This window comes from Rhodococcus sp. NPDC019050 (assembly GCF_055664235.1).
Window position 1 is genome coordinate 253072 of record NZ_JBVOON010000001.1, and the last position, 22115, is coordinate 275186.

The following is a 22115-nucleotide window of genomic DNA, read 5'->3' on the forward strand; positions in this document are numbered from 1 at the left end:
CACCTCCACTGCCTCGCGCAGACTCTCGCCCGGCCCTGTCGTCTCGGCGCTCACACGGTCACCGACACCGGAGCGCTGATGTCCACCGACCCCTGGGGCTTGCCGTCCATCGCGAGGAGGAAGTCCGCGATGAACTGCAGCAGTTCGACATCACGCACGCGATCCGATCCGATCCCGCCCGTACGCGGGATCGGCAACTGCACGGTGCCGCTGGTCGGGCGGTACTGCGCCGCGGGATACAGCCGCTTGAATCGCATCTGCTTCGAATCCGGCAGTTCCATCGACGCGATCTTGACCTGCGAGCCGACGACGGTGACCTCGTCGAGGCCGTACTCCCGGCACAGCAGACGCAGCTTGGCGACGGAGACGAGCCGGCGAACCTCCTCGGGCAACGGGCCGTACCGGTCGACGAGTTCGTCGATGACGGTGTCGATGGCGGCGTCGTCGTTCGCGGCGGCGAGCTTGCGGTACGCCTCGAGACGGAGCCGGTCGGACGTGACGTAGTCGGCGGGGATGTGCGCGTCGACAGGCAGATCGATGCGAACCTCCTTGGGCGCTTCGTCGGTCGCGATGGGGCGGCCGTCGGCGGCAGCGCGGTAGGCCTCCACAGCCTCGCCCACCAGACGCACATACAGGTCGAAGCCCACCCCGGCGACGTGACCGGACTGTTCGGCGCCGAGTACGTTACCGGCACCGCGGATTTCGAGGTCCTTCATCGCCACGGCCATACCGGCACCGAGGTCGGAGTTCTGGGAGATCGTCGCTAGGCGGTCGTACGCGGTTTCCGTCAGCGGCTTCTCCTGCGGGTACAGGAAGTAGGCGTAACCACGCTCGCGGGACCGGCCGACACGCCCGCGCAACTGGTGCAACTGCGACAGCCCGAGCGAATCCGCGCGTTCGACGATGAGGGTGTTGGCATTGGGGATGTCCAGTCCGGTCTCGACGATCGTCGTGCACACCAGCACGTCGAACTCCCGTTCCCAGAAGCCCTGGACAGTCTTTTCCAGGGTGTCCTCGTTCATCTGGCCGTGTGCGACAGCCACCCGCGCTTCCGGCACGAGATCGCGAATCTTCTTGGCGGCCTTGTCGATCGAGCTGACGCGATTGTGGACGTAGAACACCTGGCCGTCGCGCAGCAATTCGCGACGAATCGCGGCGGCTACCTGCTTGTCGTTGTAACCACCCACGTAGGTGAGGATCGGGTGCCGCTCCTCCGGAGGGGTGAGGATCGTCGACATCTCACGGATACCGGCCATGCTCATCTCGAGCGTGCGGGGAATGGGTGTGGCGGACATCGTCAGTACGTCGACGTGGGTGCGCAGCGCCTTGATGTGCTCCTTGTGCTCGACACCGAACCGCTGCTCCTCGTCGACGATGACGAGACCGAGATCCTTCCAGCGAATGCCCGTCTGCAACAGGCGATGGGTGCCGACCACGATGTCGACCGTGCCGTCCTCCATGCCCGCGAGGGTCTCGCGGGATTCGGCGGTGTCGGTGAATCGGCTCAGCCCCTTGACGACGACGGGGAATGCCGCCATCCGCTCCGTGAACGTCTGCAGGTGCTGTTGTGCGAGCAGGGTTGTCGGCACCAGCACGGCGACCTGCTTGCCGTCCTGCACCGCCTTGAACGCCGCGCGCACGGCGATCTCCGTCTTGCCGTATCCGACGTCGCCGATGATCACGCGATCCATCGGGACCGGCTTCTCCATGTCCCCCTTGACTTCGGAGATGACGGTGAGCTGGTCCTGGGTCTCGGTGAAGGGGAACGCGTCCTCCATCTCCTTCTGCCACGGGGTGTCCGGGCCGAAAGCGTGCCCGGGCGAGGCCTGCCGCGCCGCGTACAACCGCACCAGTTCGCCGGCGATCTCCCGGACCGCCTTGCGCGCCTTGCGTTTCGTGTTCGCCCAGTCCGACCCGCCGAGCTTGCTGATCGACGGAAGCTCGCCGCCCACGTAGCGCGAGAGCTGATCGAGCGACTCCATCGGCACGAACAGGCGGTCGCCGGGCTGGCCACGCTTGCTCGGGGCGTATTCGATCACCAGGTACTCGCGACGGGCACCGCCGATCGTGCGCTCGACCATCTCCACGAACCGCCCGATGCCGTGCTGGTCGTGGACGACGTAGTCACCCGCGGTGAGCGCGAGCGGATCGACCTGGTTGCGGCGCTTGACCGGTGTCTTGCGTGCCTCGGTGACCACCCGGTTGCCGGTGAGGTCCGCTTCGGTGACCAGCACGAGCCCGGGCACCACGTTGTCGCTGTTCCCGGAGAGCACCAGACCCTCGTGCAGCGCTCCGCGGAGCACACCGACCTGTCCCCGCACCGGCTCCGCGCCGGGTTCGAGTTCGGCTGCCGGGACCTCGTTCTCCTTGAGCCGCTCGAGCACGCGCTGGCCGGTACCGCTGCCCGCGACCACGATCACCGCACGACCACCGGTGGTGACGTGGGCGCGCAGGTTCGCGAACAACATCGACAGCAGTTCCTCGGAACCGCGGATCTCGGGTGCCGACTGCACTGCGAGAACGGTCTCCGTGTCGGCGCCCGACTCGAGCTGGCTCAGCGACCACCACGGCGTTCCCTCGGCTTGCGCCGCCTCGCGCACCTGCCGCAGCGACCTGTACGCCGACGCCGCGAGATCGAGCTTGTTCCCGTCGACCCCGTTGATGTTCGACGGGTCCAGCGGCGCGGCTCCGCCGATCGACGCTGCGGTCCACGACGCCTCGAGGAATTCCTGGCCGGTGCGCACCAGGTCGGTTGCACGGGTGCGCACCTTCTCCGGGTCGCACAGCAGGACGTGGGTGCCGCGCGGGACGACGTCGGTGAGCAACTGGAGTTCTCCCGGCTGCAGCACCGGAAGCAACGCTTCCATGCCCTCGACGGGGATTCCGCCGGCCATCTTCTCGAACATCTCGGCGAGCGCCGCGTCGGCCGGGTTGTCCGCGGCGAGTTTCGCGGCGCGCTCTCTCACGGCGTCGGTGAGCAGGAGCTCACGGCACGGCGGTGCGATGAGCGTCGTGATCTCGAGTTCGGGAATGGAGCGCTGGTCCGCGACCGAGAACGGCCGCAGTTCCGTGACCTCGTCGCCCCAGAACTCGATGCGAACAGGATGGTCCGCCGTGGGCGGGAACAGGTCGAGGATGCCGCCGCGGACCGCGAACTCGCCGCGCTTGCCCACCATGTCGACGCGTGTGTACGCGAGCTCGGTGAGCCGCGCGACGAGTTCGTCGAAGTCGTGCTCGGAACCGAGACGCAGGGTGATGGGCTCGATCTCTCCGAGCCCGGGAGCCATCGGCTGCACCAAGGACCGCACGGTGGCGACGACGATGCGCAGTTCCGGACCGAGGTCGCGGTCGTCGGGGCGGGCTAGGCGGCGCAGCACCTGTAGTCGCCGGCCGACGGTGTCGGCGCTCGGCGAGAGCCGCTCGTGGGGCAGCGTCTCCCACGACGGGAACTGGGCGACGCTGTCGCCGACCATCTGGGTGAGCTCGGACGTGAGATCGTCGGCCTCGCGGCCTGTTGCGGTGACCACGAGAACCGGGGTCTTCTCCGCGATGGCTGCGGCGACGAACGGACGGACCGCGGACGGCGCGACCAGCGACTGTTCGGCGGTGCCGACCAGTTCACCGATCCTCTGGAACTGGGAGTCCAACAGCGCGATCCGCGCCAATCCGGACAGGGGGGTGGTGACCGGGGGCACAGCAGACAAGGAAAGCGCTCCTGAGTTTGAGACGAGAACCTTATCGAGTCTATGCCCCGCGCGCGACACGCGTCAGGAGCGAGCGAACAAGATGCGTCACCCCACGCCGTGCGGTCCGGTCGCGGTCGCGTAACCGCGGAGCAGATCGGCGCTGTTGTCCCCGAGGACTGCCCCCGCCCAGGTCGCGAGTCGCCGGAGCAGATCGGCGTCGGTCGGGGCGGCACCGGGCCCGGAGGAGAGCCACCGTCGACGCACCATCCGCAGCAACGACCGCTGCGCCCGGGCGGGATCGGCGTCAAGTGCGAAAGTGACGAAAGCGTCGCGGGTCCACGCTTCGACGCCGGAGCGTTCCAGTGCCTGCGCGATCACCGGGTCGGCGGTGACGACGGCGTCCGCGTGACACAGCAGAGCCACCGAGGTGACGTGGGTTTCTCTCGGGTCGATCACGTAGGGCACCTCGCGCAGCACCGCGGTAGGCCAGGTCACCCGCGCATCCGGGAAGGCACGGTCGAGTTCGGCGAACAGATAGTCCCGGGTGGCCCGGGCCAGGTGGCCGGGCAGCCGCCGGTCGACCTCCGCGATGATCCCGTCGCTCCAATACGGTTGATACAAACCGTCTTCCGCGAAGGCGAGCGCGACGTCCCGAACTCGCGCATTCGCCAGGACCGTCGCATCGAGGACTACTCTGATCGGCACCGCTCGTCCTTCCGTCGACGTCAGAACTGCTCGTACATGCCTTCGCTGCGGGCGAGGTCTGCGAGGTTGTCGAGCACCTCCGCACGAATACGGGTGCGGCGTTCGGCGAGCGCGAGCACCTCGCTCCGCGGCACCCGGCGGTGCAAGCCGTGGAACTCCGCGGCGAGGGCGCCGGTATCGACCAGGCGGGCCGCGTAACCCCGTGAACACCCGAGCACGTCGGCCGCCTGAGCGATGGTCAGCAACGCGGGTACTGCGGCGATCGTGACGGCGGCGTCCGGGCCCAGGTCGTCGAGCAGCCGCGCCAGTTCACCGGGCGCCTGCCGGGCGTCGAAGGGTCCGAACGTCACGGCGCGATGCTGTCAGGACCACGGAGCGATTGCAACGGCGCGCCGCACGGCAAAGCAGCGCGGACGGGCGCTCAGGACTGCAACCGCAACCTGCGGGCGGCGAACTGCCGGAAGTATTCGAGCTTGCCGGGCGGGACCACCGACGGCAGCAGCAGGCTCCACATGGCCTCGATCCGCTCGGTCAGATGCTTGGTGCCGCTCATCGCCGCACCCACCGTGCGGGCACCGATACCGGCCTCCATCAGCAGCAACGCGAATGCGTCGGTGTCGACGTGCTCGGCGAGGTCGCCTTCGTCGCCCGCGCGCCGGGTGAGTTCCTTCAGTTCCTCGAGCCACACCTCGAAGGGTCGTTCCTCGGCACCGCGGTAGTCGCCGATCTCGACGAGGAGGCGGAACATCGCGCGCACGACCGGTTCGGTTTCGGCGAGGTCGACACCCAGTACCGACTGTTCGATGGCTGCTTCGAGCGCGGGTGCGCGCCGATCCGTCTTGCCGGCGGTCTCGGCGGCCAGCCTGGTGTAGCCCGCGTCGATCACGCCGCGCGCGAGTTCTTCCTTGGAACCGAAGTGGAAGTACAGGGCGCCTTTGGTCACGCCCGCTTCTTCGATGATCTCGTTCAGGCTCGCGTTGGCGTAGCCCTCCCGCACGAAGACGTCGGCGGCTCCTCGCAACACCGACTCACGTGTTACTTCTGCGCGTACCTGCCGTCCCACAGAGACCCCGATTCGTCGTTCGCCGATGGGCGTCGGTTGTGCACTCCTGCACAGATCACCGTAACACCGATTATCCAGCTGCCGGTACGTTGTAGGCCCTGAAACAGAACCCGTATGAGTTCAGATGCTAGTTGCCCAGCGTCGGGTCTGCTTCGAGCCGCGTCAACCCGTTCCAGCACAGGTTGACGAGGTGCGCGGCTACCACCTCTTTCGACGGGGTGCGCTCGTCGAGCCACCACGTCGCCGTCGTGGCGACCATCCCCACCAGTGCCTGTGCGTACAGGGGCGCGAGTTCGGGATTGAGGCCCCGCCGCGAGAAGTCACCGGCAAGCAACTGCCCGACCTGCCGCATCGCCTCGTTGAGGAGACTCGAATACGTGCCCTCCTTCGCCGCGACCGGCGAGTCGCGCACGAGAATGCGGAAACCGTCCGTGCGTTCCTCGATATAGGTGAGCAGCGCGAGAGCGGCGCGCTCGACCCGAACCCGCGACCTGTTTCGGGTCAGGCTCTCCGTCACCATCGACATCAGCACCGTCATCTCGCGGTCCACCACCACCGCGTAGAGCCCTTCCTTACCGCCGAAGTGCTCGTAGACGACCGGCTTGGACACCTGCGCCCGCTGCGCGATCTCCTCGATGGACGCGCCGTCGTAACCGCGCTCGGCGAACAACGCGCGCCCGATCTCGATGAGTTGCTCGCGCCGCTGCGTTCCGGTCATCCGGATGCGGGGGGCGCGATCGGCTCGATTCTGCGCCGTCCGGTCGGTAAGGTCCTGCGACGATGGTGACACGGTTCGTCCTTTCCGACGCAGCGCGCCGGGGCATCCCTCGGGTTGGTCGCACCCAGACTATCGACACCGCACCGACCGCCCCCCACGTTCGACGCCGGACGCCTCCCGTGCGAGGATTAGGGGCGCACGCCCGGGGTGCCCGCGCGCCGGGGGTGTGGCAGTCCGCCGTGGTGTAATCGGCAGCACCTCTGATTTTGGTTCAGATAGTTCAGGTTCGAGTCCTGGCGGCGGAGCGGGGACCGTTTTCTGGGAGCCGTCGTGCTCCCGTGCGCACGAGCGAATTCCGTGCGTATGCAGACATTGTCGAGGGAGCTACATGCAGGTGCAGACCGCGATCATTGTGCTGGCAGCCGGAGCAGGAACCCGGATGCGGTCGAAGACCCCGAAGGTTCTGCACAGTCTCGGCGGGCGCTCGATGCTCGCCCACTCGCTCGCTGCGGCGACCGCGCTGGAGCCCACCCACCTCGTCACCGTCATCGGGCACGAACGCGACCGGGTCGGCGCCGCCGTCTCCGAGTTCGCGAGCGAATCGGGACGCGAAGTGCGCATCGCGGTCCAGGACGAACAGCGCGGCACCGGTCACGCCGTCGCGTGCGGACTTGCCGAACTGCCCGCCGACTTCGCGGGCACGGTGCTCGTCACCGCCGCCGACGTACCTCTCCTCTCGCCCGACACGCTCCGGGAACTCCTCGAAACGCACACCGAGCCCGAGTCCGCCGCGGTGACCGTCCTGACGACCACGGTGCCCGACCCCACGGGGTACGGGCGCATCGTCCGGACCACGGACGGCGACGTCGCGGCGATCGTGGAAGAGAAGGACGCCACCCTCCACCAGCGTGCGATCGTCGAAGTCAACACCGGCGTGTACGCGTTCGACGCCGCCGGTCTGCGGTCTGCGCTCGACAAGCTCGACACCGACAACGCGCAGGGCGAGCTCTACCTCACCGACGTCATCGAGATCGCCCACAGTGAGGGCCTCGCGGTACGCGGCGTGCACACCGACGACTCCGCACAGGTCGCGGGAGTCAACGACCGCGTCCAGCTCGCGGCGCTGACGACCGAACTCAACCGTCGCGTGCTCACCCGCTGGATGCGCGAAGGAGTGACCGTCCTCGATCCCGCCTCGACGTGGGTGGACCTCGACGTGCTGCTCGGCACGGATGTCACCCTCCACCCCGGCGTCCAGCTGCACGGCCGGACCGTGATCGCGGAGGACGCCGTGATCGGCCCGGACACGACCCTCACCGACGTGCAGGTCGGTGCCGGTGCGTCGGTCGTGCGTACGCACGGCACCGGATCGGTGATCGGAGCCGGAGCAACCGTCGGTCCGTTCACCTACCTACGTCCGGGAACCGAGCTCGGCGCGAACGGCAAACTCGGCGCATTCGTCGAGACGAAGAATGCACAGATCGGTTCGCACTCCAAGGTGCCGCACCTGACGTACGTCGGCGATGCTGAGATCGGCGAGCACTCCAACATCGGCGCATCGAGCGTGTTCGTCAATTACGACGGCGTCGAGAAGTACCGCACCGTGGTCGGATCCCACGTGCGGACCGGCTCGGACACCATGTTCGTAGCCCCCGTGACAGTCGGCGACGGCGCTTACACCGGAGCCGGAACCGTACTTCGCCGCGACGTTCCGCCGGGGGCGCTGGCGGTGTCGGGCGCGCCACAGCGCAATATTGACGGGTGGGTCCAGCGAAACCGCGCCGGAACCGCGGCTGCCGAGGCAGCATCGAGAGCACAACAGCAGCACGACCACGATCGGCAAAAGGACGGCCAGGACCAGTGACCAATTGGATCGACAACCAGAAGAACTTGATGCTCTTCGCCGGCCGGGCGCATCCCGAGTTGGCCGAGCAGGTCGCCAAGGAACTGGGTGTACCCCTCACCCCGCAGACGGCACGTGATTTCGCCAACGGCGAGACCTTCGTCCGGTTCGACGAGTCGGTGCGAGGCTCCGATGCGTTCGTGCTGCAGAGCCATCCGTTCCCGCTCAACCAGTGGGTCATGGAGCAGCTCATCATGATCGACGCCCTCAAGCGTGGTTCCGCCAAGCGCATCACCGCGATCCTCCCGTTCTACCCGTATGCGCGGCAGGACAAGAAGCACCGCGGCCGCGAGCCCATCTCTGCCCGTCTGATCGCGGATCTGCTCAAGACCGCCGGCGCGGACCGCATCATCACCGTCGACCTGCACACCGATCAGATCCAGGGCTTCTTCGACGGCCCCGTCGATCACATGCACGCGCAGGGTCAGCTCGCCGAGTACATCCGCGGCAAGTACGGCGTCGACAACATCGCCGTCGTCTCCCCCGACTCCGGGCGCGTCCGGGTGGCCGAGAAGTGGGCCGACACGCTCGGCGGCGCACCGCTCGCGTTCATCCACAAGACCCGCGACCCGCTCGTCCCGAACCAGGTCAAGTCGAACCGCGTGGTCGGTGACGTCGAGGGCCGCACCTGCATCCTCATCGACGACATGATCGACACCGGCGGCACGATCGCCGGAGCGGTCCGCGTCCTCAAGGAAGCCGGCGCCGGCGACGTCATCATCGCCGCCACTCACGGTGTACTGTCCGACCCGGCCGCCGAGCGCCTCGCGGCGTGCGGTGCCAAGGAGGTCATCGTCACCAACACGCTGCCCATCCCGCCGGAGAAGCAGTTCGACACGCTGACCGTGCTGACGATCGCGCCGCTGCTGGCACAGACCATCCGCGAGGTCTTCGAGAACGGTTCGGTGACTTCGCTGTTCAACGGCGTCGCCTAGGATCCACGCCACGAGGTGGTGCACTTCCGGGCCGCACGGACCGAAAGGCACTCTCTTCGATGTTCACCGGTTTCCCGACCGCGGCACTCGACTTCTACGAAGACCTCGAGGCCGACAACAGCAAACCGTTCTGGGCCGCGCACAAGGCCGTCTACGACGACTGCGTGCGCGGCCCGATGCTTGATCTGCTCACCGATCTCGAGCACGAGTTCGGTCCGGGCAAGGTTTTCCGGCCCTACCGGGACGTCCGGTTCAGCCACGACAAGACCCCGTACAAGACCCATCAGGGTGGCTTCGTCCAGACCGCCCCGGGGGTGGGCTATTACGTCCAGATCGACGCGGCGGGGCTGAGGACGGCCGGTGGGTTCTATTCGGGTTCGGCCGCGCAGGTGGCGGCGTACCGCAAGGCCGTAGACGACGAACGACGCGGAACCGAACTCGGCAAGATCGTGCGGCGACTCGAACGGTCCGGGTACGAGATCGGCGGTTCGACGCTGAAGACGAGGCCGCGGGGCGTCGACCCCGACCACCCACGTCTGGATCTGCTGCGGCACCGGTCGCTGAACGCCGGCCGCAGTGAGGTCTCTCCTCCGTGGATCGACACCGCGCGCACCCTCGACGAGGTGCGCGACTCCTGGCGCGCGTTCCGGCCGCTGGTGGAGTGGCTGACCTCGGCGACCGCTTCTTGACCTGCAGACCATCCGGTATGGAATTGCAGTGTGCCGCAATGGTTTGCCCCTAAACCTGGCGCGTGATGATCTTCGTCACTTCCGGTCTGCTCCGCTGCAGGTCGCGCCCCACGGGGGTCCCGCAACGGCCCGGTTCTGACCTAAGGTTGCTCCTCGTGATCGACGCGCAGACTCTCGAGGCCCCCACGGAAACCGCGACAATCCGGACCTCGCGACGGTGGTCTCCCGGGGCATGCGTCTGGTGCGGGGACACCGACTCCGTCGAGGAGTACCGCAACGAACCCCGCTGCGCGACTTGCCGTCACCACGAATCCGTGATCGAGGAAGCCCGCCGGTTCATGGGCATGTACGGCCTGCGTCCCATCGGCGGCACCCTCCAGTCCGACGACGACGAAGAGTACGAGCATCGCCTCGGTGCCCGCGATTCCCGGCGCGTGCTCAACGAGATCCGTCTCGAACAGCAGCCCGACCCCGAGCTCGTCCGGAAGGCACTGCGTCCGCGTGCAGCCGCGGTCGTCGCGGAGGGCAAGCCGGCGGCCAAGCGCCCCTCGACCACCGGATCCGCGAGCAGCTCCCGCCCCGCTTCGTCCGCGAAGTCCGCGGCTCCCGTCGCGACGCGGGCGGTCGACATCGACGAGATCCAGACCCGCGCGCTCGCTCTGCTCGACCAGCTCACGGCGATCGACGCGCAGCTCGCCCGCGTCGCCGACCAGAGCGGCCTCGCCGCCCGAGCTCGCCGCAGCGATCTCGAGAAGCAGAAGGCCACCGTCCTGCGCACTCTCGCCGCCCTGGAAAAGGCCCGCCTGAGCGCCGCGTCGAAGTAGTTCCGCAGGGGCCGGGAAGCCATAAACCGGTCTGCGCGATACCCTTCCACCGATGAATCCCGTCCTCGGTATCGTCACCGGCCTGGTGATTCTCGTGGTCGGGGCCGAGGTGCTGGTGCGCGGCGGCTCGCGCCTCGCCGCCCGGCTCGGCATCACGCCGATCGTGGTCGGGGTGACGGTCGTGGCCCTCGGTACGAGCGCACCCGAACTCGCGGTGGGCATCGAGTCCGCCGCGACGGGCAACTCGGGTCTCGCGCTCGGCGCCGTCGTCGGCACCAACATCGTCAACCTTCTGTTGATCCTGGGCCTGAGCGCTCTTCTGCGAACCCTTCACCTGGGGACGCAGACCCTCCGCATCGATCTTCCGGCCATCACCCTGGCTGCGGTCCTGCTCTGGGTGACGGCGGCAGACGGCCGGATCACACCGGCCGAAGGCATCGGGCTCATCGCGTTCGGTCTGCTCTACACCGTTCTGGTGATCCGCGCCGGACGGACCGAAGCCGCGGCCGTCCGCCTGGAGTACGCCGACGAATTCTCCCCCGACCCGGTGCCCTGCGACTCGGCGCGACGATCACCGAGGTCGCGATGCTGCTCGGCGGGATCGCCGTCGTCGTGCTCGGCGCGGAAATCCTCGTCGACGGCGCGGTCGCCTCCGCGCAGTCGGCTGGGCGTGTCCGACACCGTGATCGGTCTGACCGTCGTCGCGATCGGTACCTCGGCACCGGAACTCGTGACCACGATCGTGTCGACGATCCGCGACGAACGCGACATCGCCATCGGCAACCTGCTCGGTTCGAGCGTCTACAACATCGTCTTCATTCTGGGTGCGACCGTGCTCGCAACCCCGGGCGGGATCACGGTCCCCGGCGAGATCGTCCGGGTCGATCTGCCGCTGATGGCCGCCGTCGCATTTCTGTGCATCCCTGCGTTTCTCACCGGTCGCAGGCTGTCGCGGGCCGAGGGAGCACTGTTCATCGGGACGTACGGCGTCTATCTGACATTCCTGCTGACCACGCGCACCTGATCGATCACGTCAGCGCCAGATCGGCGAGTTCCGCCACCAGGGCCGGCAGGCCCTCGCATACGCCGTCGGCACGGGACACGACGACGGTGGGGACATTGCGCCCGGACGACCGTTCGTCCGAGGGCGCGGCGTCGCGGTTCGTATCGACGACGTCCTCCACCGGCGTGGCCGCCTCACATATTTCGCCCTCGCGCCGGACGACGATGCTGCGTCCCGCCGCAGCCGTCCCCTCGATCCCGGGTCCTGCGACCGTGTCGTGTTCCGGTTCGAGCCGGAACCGCACGTTCCACGTCGCGGCACCACCACCGGGCAGCAGCACCGAATAGTCACAGCGGTAGGGATCGCTGTCCACCGACCAGTGCACGAGGTCCTGGGGTGCGAACCACGCCACGATCTCGCAAGGGTCCGCGGCGGCCAGGCGAATCCTGCCCGGTCCGCTCGTCGGGCGGGCGGGAAGTGCCCGGAGCGCGCCCACAGCGACACCGTGGATCCGATCGACCGCCTCGCACACCGTCTGCGACTCGGCCACGGCACCATCCGGGAAATGCTCGACGGCACGCACCGTCGCGGCCCGGGCCGACGGTGCACCGTCGACGAACGCCGTGACGGGCAGATCGAGGACGAACCGCCCGGTGCAGGCGGACGTGGGCTCGCCGATCACGCGCGAACGCTGGATCTCGTTGTTGCCGAACCGGACCGGCCGATCGTCGTCACCCGGGTCCGGCGCCGACAGGTCCAGCGTGATCGACAGTTCGTGGTCTTCGCCGTCGCCCCGCCCGAGGACGGCCGTACACGTGTCGAACCCCTCTTCCGGCCCGAATCTGCGGACATCGCCGTATTCCGCGACCACAGCTTCGGGCATCAGCCCACACGGGTCGAGACGCCGAAGCCGTTCGGCGAGTTCGAGCACCACCTTGTCGGCGGCCGAGACCGGCTGGCTGTAGGTGTTGGGTTCGATGCGATCCGGTTCGCGGGGCGGTGGAACCGGGGAGGGACGCGCGACCACCGTGGCGCACGCAGCGAGGACGAGCAACAACACGCCCGCGATCGCCGCCACTGCCGTCAGTGCTCCCCGACGATGCACACCGGCCCCCGAATCCCCTACGAATCTCCCGCCGGACCCTCCCCAGATCCGTGCCGTCACCCTACAACGCCGGAAGGAGGGAGACGGGCATACCGGACACCACAGGTATCCGCCGTTTTCGAGTCGGCCGGCCGGGTACCCGCACAAGGGTTATCCCCATTGCACCAAGGAGTACATATGAAGTTCGGATACAAACTCGCTTCCGAAGCGTTCGGCCCCGCCGAACTCGTGCGGCAGGCAGTGGCCGCGGAAGCCGCCGGTTTCGATTTCGTGGAGATCAGCGACCACTACCATCCCTGGCTCGACGTGCAGGGACACTCTCCCTTCGCCTGGTCGGTGCTCGGCGCGATCGCGGCCCGCACCGAGAAGGTCGGACTGGCCACCGGCGTCACCTGCCCGACCATCCGGTACCACCCGGCGATCATCGCGCAGGCGGCCGCCACGGTCTCGCTGCTGTCCGACGGCAGGTTCAGTCTCGGGGTGGGCTCCGGTGAGCGGCTCAACGAGCATGTCGTGGGGGCCGAATACCCGTCGGTGCGGCACCGCCAGGTGATGTTCCGCGAAGCACTCGAAATCATCCGCCTGCTCTGGACGGGCGGTTACCACAGCTACGACGGCGAGTACCTTCAACTCGACGACGCGCGCGTCTTCGACCTCCCGGAGGTGCTTCCCGACATCGTTGTCGCCGCGGGCGGGCCGGAAGCGGCCCACCTGGCCGCCGAATACGGGGACGGATTGTTCACCACCGAGCCCAACCCCGACCTGGTCGACGCATACCGCGGCGCAGGCGGTACCGGACCGCGCTACGCCGAGATGTCGGTGGCGTGGGCACCGGACGCGAACGACGCCGCAGACGCCGCGTTGCGCACCAACCGATGGGGTGTCACGGGCTGGAAGGTCATGAGCGAGCTACCCAATCCGGTGAATTTCGACGCGGCCACCGGGACCGTGCGACGCGAGGACATGCTGGAGAATTTCGTGTGCGGCGCCGATCCGGAGGCGTACCTCGATCTGGCGCGAACTCACGCCGAAGCGGGGTACGACCACCTCGTCTACATGAACGCCGGTCCCGATCCCGACGGGTTCATCTCGTTTTTCCGGAATGAACTCCTCGACCCGTTGCGCGGCATCGCCTCCTCGAGCTGAACTGGGGGTGCTCGCCGAACGAACAGTATTGGCTGAACAGACGTTGTTTTACGGGTGCTCTACGGACCCGACCGGTAGTCTCCTATCGACCAGGTCTGTCGGGGGCCTCGTTCACGCCTCGACACGAGCCGCCAGGCGATCCCCGAAGGAGCTTGCGTGAGTGTGCCCGCCGGTCGTGTCGGCGTACCCCAGTGGCGCGCGCTCGCATCGGCTCTGCCCCGGCCCCGCCTGTTCTCCGCCCTCGACCGTGGCTCGCCGCTGACCGTGCTCGACGCACCCCCCGGATTCGGCAAGCGCACACTCGTCGCATCCTGGCTGCACGGCGGCGGCGCCCACGGGCGAACGGTGGTGTGGGTGCCGTCGAACCACCTCGACTCGGGCCACCGCGCGACGTGGCAGGCGGTCCTGGAGGTACTCGAGCGCCACGACTCCGGAGAGTTCCCGCGGACCGACGGACCGGACGAGCCCGGCGCAGACCCGTTCACGCGCGTGGTGCACGCGTTCCGATCGTCGGCAGGACCAGCCATCCTGGTTCTCACCGGCGTCCACGATCCCGCGACCACGCTGCCCTGCGTCTACGAATTGCTCGATCGATGCCCGTCCGTCGATGTGGTCGTATGCCTGCCCGGGACGACGGAGGCCGATCTGGCGGGCGCCGCCGCACAGGGAATCGATTGCAACTACATCCCTGCCGACCTGATGGCCTTCACGCTCGACGAGACCGCCGAACTCTTCCGCGACTCGGATGTGGCGCGCACCGACGTCGAGTGCCACTCGCTCCACCGCGCGCTGGGCGGCGTACCCGTTCACCTTGCCGTGTGCGTGCGCCTGGCCCGCTCGGTACCCGGGCGGCTCGTCGACTTTTTCGGGGTACCGAACCCCCATCTGGCACACGTACTCGAGCGCTACACCGAAGCATGCCTGGCCGAACTGGACGACGAGACACGCACTTTCGCGCTCTCGATCGCCGCGTCCCACAGCACTGACGCGACAGATGCCGCCGACCTCACCCGGCACCCCGACCCCGCGAAGCCGCTGGACCTCATGACAAAGCACGGACTGCTCGTCGCCACCCGGCCCAGTAGAACCTGGCGATGGAACGATGCCGTCCGCTCCGCCGCACTCGAGATCTCCCGGAGGGCTCGGCCGGGACATGCCGATGCACTGCTCGCCGAGCTGTCCAGGCGTCACCGCAGCGCCGGAAACCCCGTCGAGGCCGCCACGTACGCCGTGGAGGCCGGGGACTGGGGAATGGCGAAGGAAATCGTCTGCGACTCCTGGGTCACCATGGTGGACAAGCACTTCGGTGCGCTCGTCAAGATCCTTCGTAGCCTTCCCGAAGAGGCTCTCGACGAGCATCCGCAGATTCTCGCTGGACGCGCGCTGTTCACCCAGATGCTCGACGAGCACGCCATCCTCCACACGTCCCTTCCGTCCGACCCCGCCGATCTCCGGGAACTCGGCAGGACGAAGGACGCGCCGCAGGCACTGTTCGTCGCGACGATACAGACGCTGGCGTTGCGGGTCGGCGGCCAGGTAGCCGAAGCAGCCCGGCGGACGTTGCTCCTCGAGCCGCTGGTCGACTCCATCCTCGAACACCAGCCCGACGCCATCACTTCCCAGCTGCCGGTGCTCCGCATGCAGTGGGCCATCAGCCTGCAACTCGCGGGATTGCTCGACCGCTCGACCGCCGCGTTCCGGCGCGCCTACCGGGGTGCCTTCGCGTCGGGCATCACCTTCGCGATCCAGAACGCGGCCGGCAGTTCCGCGTTGAACTGGGCGGTACGGGGCGACAACCCGCACGCTGTCGAATGGCTGCAAACCGAGCAGCGAGCCGAACCCACCGGGGGACACTGGGGCCCTGTCGTTCGCGTGGGCGGCCGGGCAGCGACAACCCTGCTCCAGCTCGACGCCCTCGACCTCGACGCCGCAGCCGAAACCCTCGATCTGCTCGGTACTCCCGGTGAGTCGGAGGAGCTGTGGGGGTTCGTCGCCTATTGCCGGGCGTACCACGCCCTCGCGACGGGCAACGCGTACGACGGGCTGACCGCCGTGCACCAGCTGATCGCCTCGCACCACGACCGCCACACGCCGGGCGCGATGTCCCGGATACTCCTCGGCGCAGCGGAGGTGGATCTGCAACTGGCGCTGGGCAACGGCAACCTCGCACTCGGCCGGGCGGGGGAAGACGCCGACGACCATCCCGTACCGGTCGTGGCCGGCGCGCGCGTGGAACTGCTCACCGGGCACCCCGATGCCGCCCTCACCAAGCTCCGACACGTGCAGTGGCCGGAATGCGGTTTCCCCCGAGCGCATCTCGAGGCGCTGCTCATCGGCGCGGCGTGTCACCTCGACATGGAGGATCGCGACGAAGCCGTCCGCGACTGGCAGCGCGCGTGCGCCCTCGCGTCGACCCTCGGAAACCGGCGGGCTTTCACCATGCTGCCGCCGCGAACCGCGGAGCAGTTGCAGGAGATCAGCGGCACCGCTGTCCCCGGTGGCCCGGTCGCCAGTGTGTTCACCGCACGTGTGTCGCGCGTCGAGTTGTCGCCACGCGAGACCGACGTTCTGGTTCTGCTCTGTCAGAGCTCCACGCACGCGGAGATCGCCAAGGCTCTGTTCGTCTCCGCCAACACGGTGAAGACCCAGTTGCGCAGCGCCTACCGCAAACTTGGCGCGCACTCGCGGTCCGAAGCCATCGGGCGAGCCCGCGAACTGCGACTGCTCCCCGTCACCGAGGAGTCGTGACAGCGGGCTCCGATCCGGTCCGGCCTGCCTTCGCGGCGACTCGCATATCGACCATCCACACCGCAGCGGTGCACAGGGCGAGACCGACACCGAGCACACACACCGCCGTCCATCCCCCGGCCGACCACGCGACCGCTCCCAGAGCCGATCCCGACGCCGCACCGACGAAGTACGTCGTCATGTACACCGAGTTGAGGCGCGAGCGGGCCTCCGGATCCAGCGCGTAGACGATGTTCTGATTGTTGATGTGGACCATGTTCACCGCGAGATCGATCACGACCATCCCGACCACGAACCAGACGAGAGACTCCGCTCCCGCTGCCAGCGCCGCCCAGGAGACGACGAGCGCCGCGATCCCGCCTCCGGTGGTCAGTCCACCGAGTCCCCGGTCGACCAGTCGCCCCACCACCGAAGCCGCGACGGCCCCCACCACTCCGGCGAGTCCGACGAGGCCGATCTGCAGTTCCCGGAGACCGTGCTCCGGGCCGGACAGTAGGAACGCCATGGTGGAGAACATCGCACTGATCGAAGCGAAGCTGAGTCCACCCATCAGCGCGCGCGTGCGCAACCGGGGATGTTCGAACACCAGTGTGCCGAGCGAACGTAGTGTCGCGCCGTAGCCCTGACGCGCCGTCGGCGTGGTCGCCGGAAGCACGCGCCACAGCGCGAGTGCCACGACGGCTGTGAGGACCGCGCCGATGCGGTAGACCGTGGACCAGCCACCGACTTCCGCGAGCATCCCCGCGACACTCCGGGCGAGCAGGATGCCCACCAGCAGGCCGCTCATCACGGTGCCTACCGCCGCGCCGCGCCGTTCCGGGGTGGCGAGCGTGGCCGCGAACGGCACGAGCACCTGTGCGGCGACCGAGAACAAGCCCGCGATCGCCGTGCCCAGCATGAGCACCCCGATGCCGGGAGCGAAACCGCTGATCGCCTGACCGGCCGCGGCGGCGAGCATGAGGGTCACGGCGAGGCGCCGCTGCGGAAAGACGTCACCCAGCGGCACCAGAAAGACGAGCCCTGCCGCATAGGCGACCTGCGCGACGGTGACGGTCGTCGCCGCCGCCGAGTGCGACGTGCCCAACGCGGACGCGATGGACTCGAGCAAAGGCTGGTTGAAGTAGTTTCCGCCCACGCACAACCCCGTGGCCACCGCCATGAGCAGCAACACCGGGGTCGTCAGAACTGGGCGGGACCGGGCTTCCATACCTACTACCCTCTCCTCCACCGCACCCGGGTGTCCAACCGATCCGGCCCGTCCACGCTCGTCCGGAGCCCGGGTTCGGCGCCGGGCAGGGTTCGGCGATAGGCCGGGTTCGACGATGGGCCGGGTTCAGCGACGGGCCGCACCGAGCACGGTGAACCGTCCGTCCCGGTCGATCCATTCGCGACGGACGACGAACCCCGCGCGGTCGAGTTCCGCCCCGAGACGGTCGAGCCGGAACTTGGCGGAGATCTCGGTGCGGATCTGCTCGCCCTCCTCCAACGACACCTCGAGGTCGAGTCCGGGCACCGACACCTTCATCGCTTCCGTCGCCTCGAGCCGCATCTCGATCCACTCGTTCTCCGCGTCCCACACCGCGCGGTGGACGAAACGCTCGGGGTCGAAATCCGCGCCCAGACGAGCGTTGAGCACCCGCAACACGTTCCGGTCGAACTCCGCGGTCACTCCCGCAGCGTCGTCGTATGCCGGAATGAGAATCTCGGGATCCACGACGAGGCCGGCGCCGAGCAGGAGCCACTCGTCGCGCTCGAGGATCGACGCGAGTCCGGAGAGGAAGTCGGCGCGCTCCTGCGGAACGAGGTTGCCGATCGTGCCGCCGAGGAAGGCCACCATCCGGCGGCCGCCCGACGGAAGTCGCTCGAGCGAGTCGGTGAAGTCACCCACCACCCCGTGCACTGCCAACGTCGGGTATTCGACCGACAGTTGTGACACGGCGCTGCGCAATGCCGGCTCGGAGACGTCCTGGGGCACGTAGGTGTGAATGTACGGTTCGAGCGCGTCGAGCAGCACTCTGGTCTTCTCCGACGAGCCCGACCCCAGTTCGACGAGGATCTCCGGGTGGGCGGAATCGGCGATCTCTCCCGCATACCGTTGCAGCAATCCGAATTCGGTGCGAGTCGGGTAGTACTCGGGCAGGCGCGTGATCTCTTCGAAGAGTTCACTGCCCCGCGCGTCGTACAACCAGGTGGGCGAAAGGTACTTCGGGTTCGACGTCAATCCTCGGTATGCGTCGGCGCGCAATTTCTCGTCGAGTTCTGCGGGTTCGAGATATACGTCGACTGTCATGGAGCTTTGACCTCCAGTGGGGTGACGATGAGCTTTCCGGGTATCGCGTGGACGAGGTGACGGTCGGGCACCTGCTGCCAGCGCAGGTCGTCGTCGTACGGTTCCGAGGCCACGATCGCGAGATCCTCGTCGACAAGCGTCCACAGCGAGTGGTACCAGGCGGTCGCCCACATCTCGGAACCGTTGGACAGCAACAGGTTCAACCGGGATTCGGGTGCGGCGGCGATGATCTCCCGCACGAGGGACATCAAGGCTATGTCGGGGGTCGAGGACCGAAGCCTGGAACGCAACAGCAGCCACAGGGTCGCGGCGTCGGTCGGAGCCTCGAGGTGCAGCAGTTCTTCGACGGGCAGCGCAGACGCGAGGGCTGTGACCGACCCCGGCCAACCACGGACGACGCCGTTGAGACTGAAACCCCAGCGCGTGTCGCCGAACGGGGCAGATGCCGACCGTTCGACCGGCATTCCTTCCGTCGCCGACCGCAGCGCAACCAGCAACGCGCCGGCACGGATACTCGACATCCCTTCGGCGACAAAGGGATCGGACCACACCGGCGAGGCCGAACGATACCGGCCGAAGGCCCCGTCGTTGCCCCACCAGCCCACGCCGAAACCGTCGGCGTTGATCGTTCCGCCACCCCGCATGTCGCGGGGCGCAAACGATTGACGGATGAGCGAGTTCGATCCGCGGTGGAGAAGATCGGCGGCGCCGGTCGCGGGGCCGAGGTAGCCCAGGTGTCTACACATCGAGCTCCCCGGCACCGGCGGGCGTGTACGCAAGGCGGAAACCGGCGAAGATCTGGCGGCGGATCGGAAGATCCCAGTTGCGGAAGGTTCCGCGGCACGCGACCGAATCGGTCCCGAAGGACCCGCCTCGCAGCACCCGATAGTCGTTGCCGAAGAACACTTCCGAGTACTCGGGGTACGGGAACGCACGGAATCCCGGGTACGGTTCGAACGGCGAGGACGTCCATTCCCACACGTCGCCGATGAGCTGGTGGACGCCGAGCGGCGATACCCCCGCCGGATATGCGCCCAGCACGGCGGGGCCGAGGTGCCGTTGCCCGAGATTCGCATGCTCGGGGCCCGGCTCCTCGTCACCCCACGGGTACACCCGGCTGCGACCGGTCTGCGGGTCCCACCGCGCCGCCTTCTCCCACTCGAACTCGGTGGGCAACCGCCCTCCGGCCCAGCGAGCGAACGCCTCCGCCTCGTAAAAACAGACGTGCACGACCGGCTCGTCCGGGTGCAGTTCGACGACATTCCCGAACTGCTGCCGCGCGCGCCGGCCGGAAGCATCGAAGGTCCAGAAGCGCGGCGCTTCGAGCCCGGCGTCGCAGCGATGCTCCCACCCCGGTGTGCTCCACAGGTCGGCGCGCTCGTACCCACCGTCCTCGACGAATTCGAGATAGCGCCGGTTGGACACCGGCACGGTGTCGATCGAGAACGCGGGCACGTGGACCCGGTGCGCCGGTTTCTCGTTGTCCAGAGCCCACGGGTCGTTCGACGTCCCGATCTCGACGTCGCCGGCAGGCACGAAAACACACGTTTGTTCCGGTTGCGTCCCCTGCCTCGGCGCCTCGGGCGCGTCGAGCAGCGGTGGTCCTTCACGCAACTGGTGGGTGGCGAGCATCGTTTCACCGTGTTGCTGCTCGTGCTGCGCGACCATCGCGAAGACGAACCCGTTGCGGGTGAGTTCCGAATCGAACGTCCCGCTCTCGAGAGCTTCCCAGGTGGCCGCCCGGACCTCCTCGACGTACCGGCGCGCCTCGTCGGGTCCGAGCAGCGGGAGACCCGGGCGGGTCGCGCGGGGATGCAGGAAGGCGTCGTACAGGTCGTCGATGCCACTGCGCAGCGGCGCTCGTCCGCCGACCTCGCGGACGAGCCACCGTTCTTCCTGGTTGGCGATGTGCACGAGATCCCACACCAACGGGCTCATCAGCGGTGAATGCTGTGCGGTCAGTTCGGAATCGGAGATATCGGTCAGAAACTTCGTCCGATCGCGCGCGCGTTCCAGATGGCGGCGAAGCCGGGTACGCGCGGAGTTCACCGGCCCGTCACCTCCGGGCCCCGCCCCCGCAGGCATCGCGCGGCGGCGGCGTCGAGAGCGGTGGTGAAACGCATATCGCGTGAGGCCTCGGCAGCGAGCGACAGCAAACCGGCTGCGGCGGCACGGAATTCGACCGAACCGAGACCCACCTGCGCGGCTTCGCGCCACATCTCCCGGACGGGAGCGGCGACGGCGGTTGCCTCTTCCGTGACGGCCGGTGTGCTGAGCAGGGCCTCGATGGCAGCGACCGGCACCTGCCACATGTCGCCCGGCTGAGCGTCGATGTACCGCACCTCCAGGTGTCCTTTCGGCCGCACCGGGGGGAACAGGGTGGTCATGTGATAGTCGAGATCGCCGACGGTCGGGCGGCGCCCGATCTCGTCGTCGAGAGCGCCTTCGAGCCAGTCGGCGAACGAGGCTCCCGCAGGCACGTGCCACTCCGGTTCACCGGACCGCACACAGGTCAGCGGCGCGTCGATCACCCACGCGGGGTAGCCGGCGGGATCGGGCACATCGGTGAGATCGGGATCGAGGTCCAGCCACGCTCGCATTCGCTGCGACACCCATTCGGCCTCGGGCGCACCTCGCATGGCCGGTGAACACGCGAACGCGGCGATCATCGCCGGACCCATCGCGTGCAGCAGGTTCCAGCGCCGATCGATGTCGTCGTCGTCGGCCCCGGCGTCGACACTTACCTGTACCGCGGCGGTGTTGTTCATCATCAACCGGCCCATCGGCCCGATCCGGTCGTATCGCATCTCCATCGCCCCGTACCGGGGTGTCCGGAGCAGTCGCTGCGGCGGCCTGACACCGTCTGCTGCGCCGTCGAGCATCGTCACCGACCGGCGGGCGAGAAGTGCGCGGAGCATCCTGGCATCGGCGGTGAGCCGGTCGCACACCTGACGCGCGGAGGTGCACGGAGCGCTCGACAGTTCCACCTGTCCCCCGGGCTCGAGGCTGACGACACTGCCCGACGGAAGCGGCCGTTCCGACGACGACGGCAGAACCGTGCGAGGTGCGTGGGAGCCGAGTGCCTCGACGAGCGAGCTCAGCTCGGGGCGGGCCGCGGTGACGTCGGCGCGCGCCGTCAGCCACTCGAGTTCGACACCGATCAGCCGGGGCGTACCCGCACGGAAACTCACGTTCCGAACATGCTTTTCCGCTGCCCCACGTGTGCCGAGTCCTGCCCGAGCGTGCGACACCGGAAAGTTGATCGCCATCACCACTCGATTCACCCCCCCTCGGCTGCCT

18 protein-coding genes and 1 tRNA gene are annotated in these 22115 nt (G+C 68.1%); 8 read left to right on the forward strand and 11 right to left on the reverse strand.

Annotated elements, in window-relative coordinates; translation table 11 throughout:
- Nucleotides 1-50 precede the first annotated feature (50 nt).
- The 5 genes from mfd to AC0B44_RS01230 form a co-directional block, all read right to left on the reverse strand.
- A complete protein-coding gene (gene mfd / locus AC0B44_RS01210) occupies nucleotides 51-3695 on the reverse strand; it encodes a transcription-repair coupling factor (protein ID WP_471901360.1) in 3645 nt (1214 codons plus the stop codon).
- A gap of 96 nt (nucleotides 3696-3791) precedes the next feature.
- Nucleotides 3792-4391, reverse strand: a complete 600-nt coding sequence (locus AC0B44_RS01215; RefSeq protein WP_471901106.1) for a PIN domain-containing protein — start codon at nucleotides 4389-4391, stop codon at nucleotides 3792-3794.
- 20 nt (nucleotides 4392-4411) lie between these two features.
- A complete protein-coding gene (locus AC0B44_RS01220; RefSeq protein WP_471901107.1) occupies nucleotides 4412-4741 on the reverse strand; it encodes a helix-turn-helix domain-containing protein in 330 nt (109 codons plus the stop codon).
- A gap of 71 nt (nucleotides 4742-4812) precedes the next feature.
- Entirely contained in the window at nucleotides 4813-5454 is a 642-nt protein-coding gene (locus AC0B44_RS01225) for a ScbR family autoregulator-binding transcription factor (protein WP_471901108.1), read from the reverse strand.
- Between the two features lie 127 nt (nucleotides 5455-5581).
- Entirely contained in the window at nucleotides 5582-6172 is a 591-nt protein-coding gene (locus AC0B44_RS01230; RefSeq protein WP_471901361.1) for a TetR/AcrR family transcriptional regulator, read from the reverse strand.
- A 233-nt stretch (nucleotides 6173-6405) separates the two neighbouring features.
- Between AC0B44_RS01230 and AC0B44_RS01235 the strand changes: the two genes are divergently transcribed.
- From AC0B44_RS01235 to AC0B44_RS01260, 6 genes are all read left to right on the forward strand, one after another.
- Nucleotides 6406-6477 (forward strand) — tRNA-Gln (locus AC0B44_RS01235).
- An 83-nt stretch (nucleotides 6478-6560) separates the two neighbouring features.
- Entirely contained in the window at nucleotides 6561-8036 is a 1476-nt protein-coding gene (gene glmU, locus AC0B44_RS01240; RefSeq protein WP_471901109.1) for a bifunctional UDP-N-acetylglucosamine diphosphorylase/glucosamine-1-phosphate N-acetyltransferase GlmU, read from the forward strand.
- On the forward strand, nucleotides 8033-9010 hold the full coding sequence (locus tag AC0B44_RS01245; RefSeq protein WP_471901110.1) for a ribose-phosphate diphosphokinase: 978 nt from the start codon (nucleotides 8033-8035) through the stop codon (nucleotides 9008-9010). The genes glmU and AC0B44_RS01245 overlap by 4 nt, the downstream gene beginning before the upstream one ends.
- Nucleotides 9011-9069: 59 nt before the next feature.
- Nucleotides 9070-9699, forward strand: coding sequence for a DUF2461 domain-containing protein (locus tag AC0B44_RS01250; RefSeq protein WP_471901111.1), 630 nt, complete (start codon nucleotides 9070-9072; stop codon nucleotides 9697-9699).
- Nucleotides 9700-9854: 155 nt separating this feature from the next.
- A complete protein-coding gene (locus tag AC0B44_RS01255; RefSeq protein ID WP_471901112.1) occupies nucleotides 9855-10523 on the forward strand; it encodes a hypothetical protein in 669 nt (222 codons plus the stop codon).
- Nucleotides 10524-10575: 52 nt separating this feature from the next.
- Entirely contained in the window at nucleotides 10576-11547 is a 972-nt protein-coding gene (locus AC0B44_RS01260; RefSeq protein WP_471901113.1) for a sodium:calcium antiporter, read from the forward strand.
- A 4-nt stretch (nucleotides 11548-11551) separates the two neighbouring features.
- On the opposite strand, the gene AC0B44_RS01265 is transcribed toward AC0B44_RS01260, so the two are convergent.
- Nucleotides 11552-12631, reverse strand: a complete 1080-nt coding sequence (locus AC0B44_RS01265; RefSeq protein WP_471901114.1) for a hypothetical protein — start codon at nucleotides 12629-12631, stop codon at nucleotides 11552-11554.
- Nucleotides 12632-12808: 177 nt separating this feature from the next.
- On the opposite strand from AC0B44_RS01265, the gene AC0B44_RS01270 reads away from it, so the two are divergent.
- Entirely contained in the window at nucleotides 12809-13777 is a 969-nt protein-coding gene (locus tag AC0B44_RS01270) for a TIGR03557 family F420-dependent LLM class oxidoreductase (protein ID WP_471901115.1), read from the forward strand.
- Nucleotides 13778-13933: 156 nt separating this feature from the next.
- On the forward strand, nucleotides 13934-16525 hold the full coding sequence (locus tag AC0B44_RS01275; RefSeq protein WP_471901116.1) for a LuxR C-terminal-related transcriptional regulator: 2592 nt from the start codon (nucleotides 13934-13936) through the stop codon (nucleotides 16523-16525).
- Here AC0B44_RS01275 and AC0B44_RS01280 read toward each other — a convergent pair.
- The 5 genes from AC0B44_RS01280 to egtA form a co-directional block, all read right to left on the reverse strand.
- The gene (locus tag AC0B44_RS01280) at nucleotides 16509-17732 is read right to left on the reverse strand and encodes an MFS transporter (protein ID WP_471901117.1); all 1224 of its coding nucleotides are present in this window, start codon (nucleotides 17730-17732) and stop codon (nucleotides 16509-16511) included. The genes AC0B44_RS01275 and AC0B44_RS01280 overlap by 17 nt on opposite strands.
- Before the next feature lie 126 nt (nucleotides 17733-17858).
- Complete coding sequence (egtD, locus tag AC0B44_RS01285) at nucleotides 17859-18815, reverse strand: L-histidine N(alpha)-methyltransferase (protein ID WP_471901118.1); 957 nt, start codon at nucleotides 18813-18815, stop codon at nucleotides 17859-17861.
- On the reverse strand, nucleotides 18812-19561 hold the full coding sequence (egtC, locus tag AC0B44_RS01290; RefSeq protein WP_471901119.1) for an ergothioneine biosynthesis protein EgtC: 750 nt from the start codon (nucleotides 19559-19561) through the stop codon (nucleotides 18812-18814). The genes egtD and egtC overlap by 4 nt, the downstream gene beginning before the upstream one ends.
- Nucleotides 19554-20900 (reverse strand): ergothioneine biosynthesis protein EgtB, encoded by a 1347-nt coding sequence (egtB, locus tag AC0B44_RS01295; protein WP_471901120.1) that lies wholly within the window; start codon nucleotides 20898-20900, stop codon nucleotides 19554-19556. The genes egtC and egtB overlap by 8 nt, the downstream gene beginning before the upstream one ends.
- Entirely contained in the window at nucleotides 20861-22084 is a 1224-nt protein-coding gene (gene egtA / locus AC0B44_RS01300) for an ergothioneine biosynthesis glutamate--cysteine ligase EgtA (protein WP_471901121.1), read from the reverse strand. The genes egtB and egtA overlap by 40 nt, the downstream gene beginning before the upstream one ends.
- Nucleotides 22085-22115: the final 31 nt, after the last annotated feature.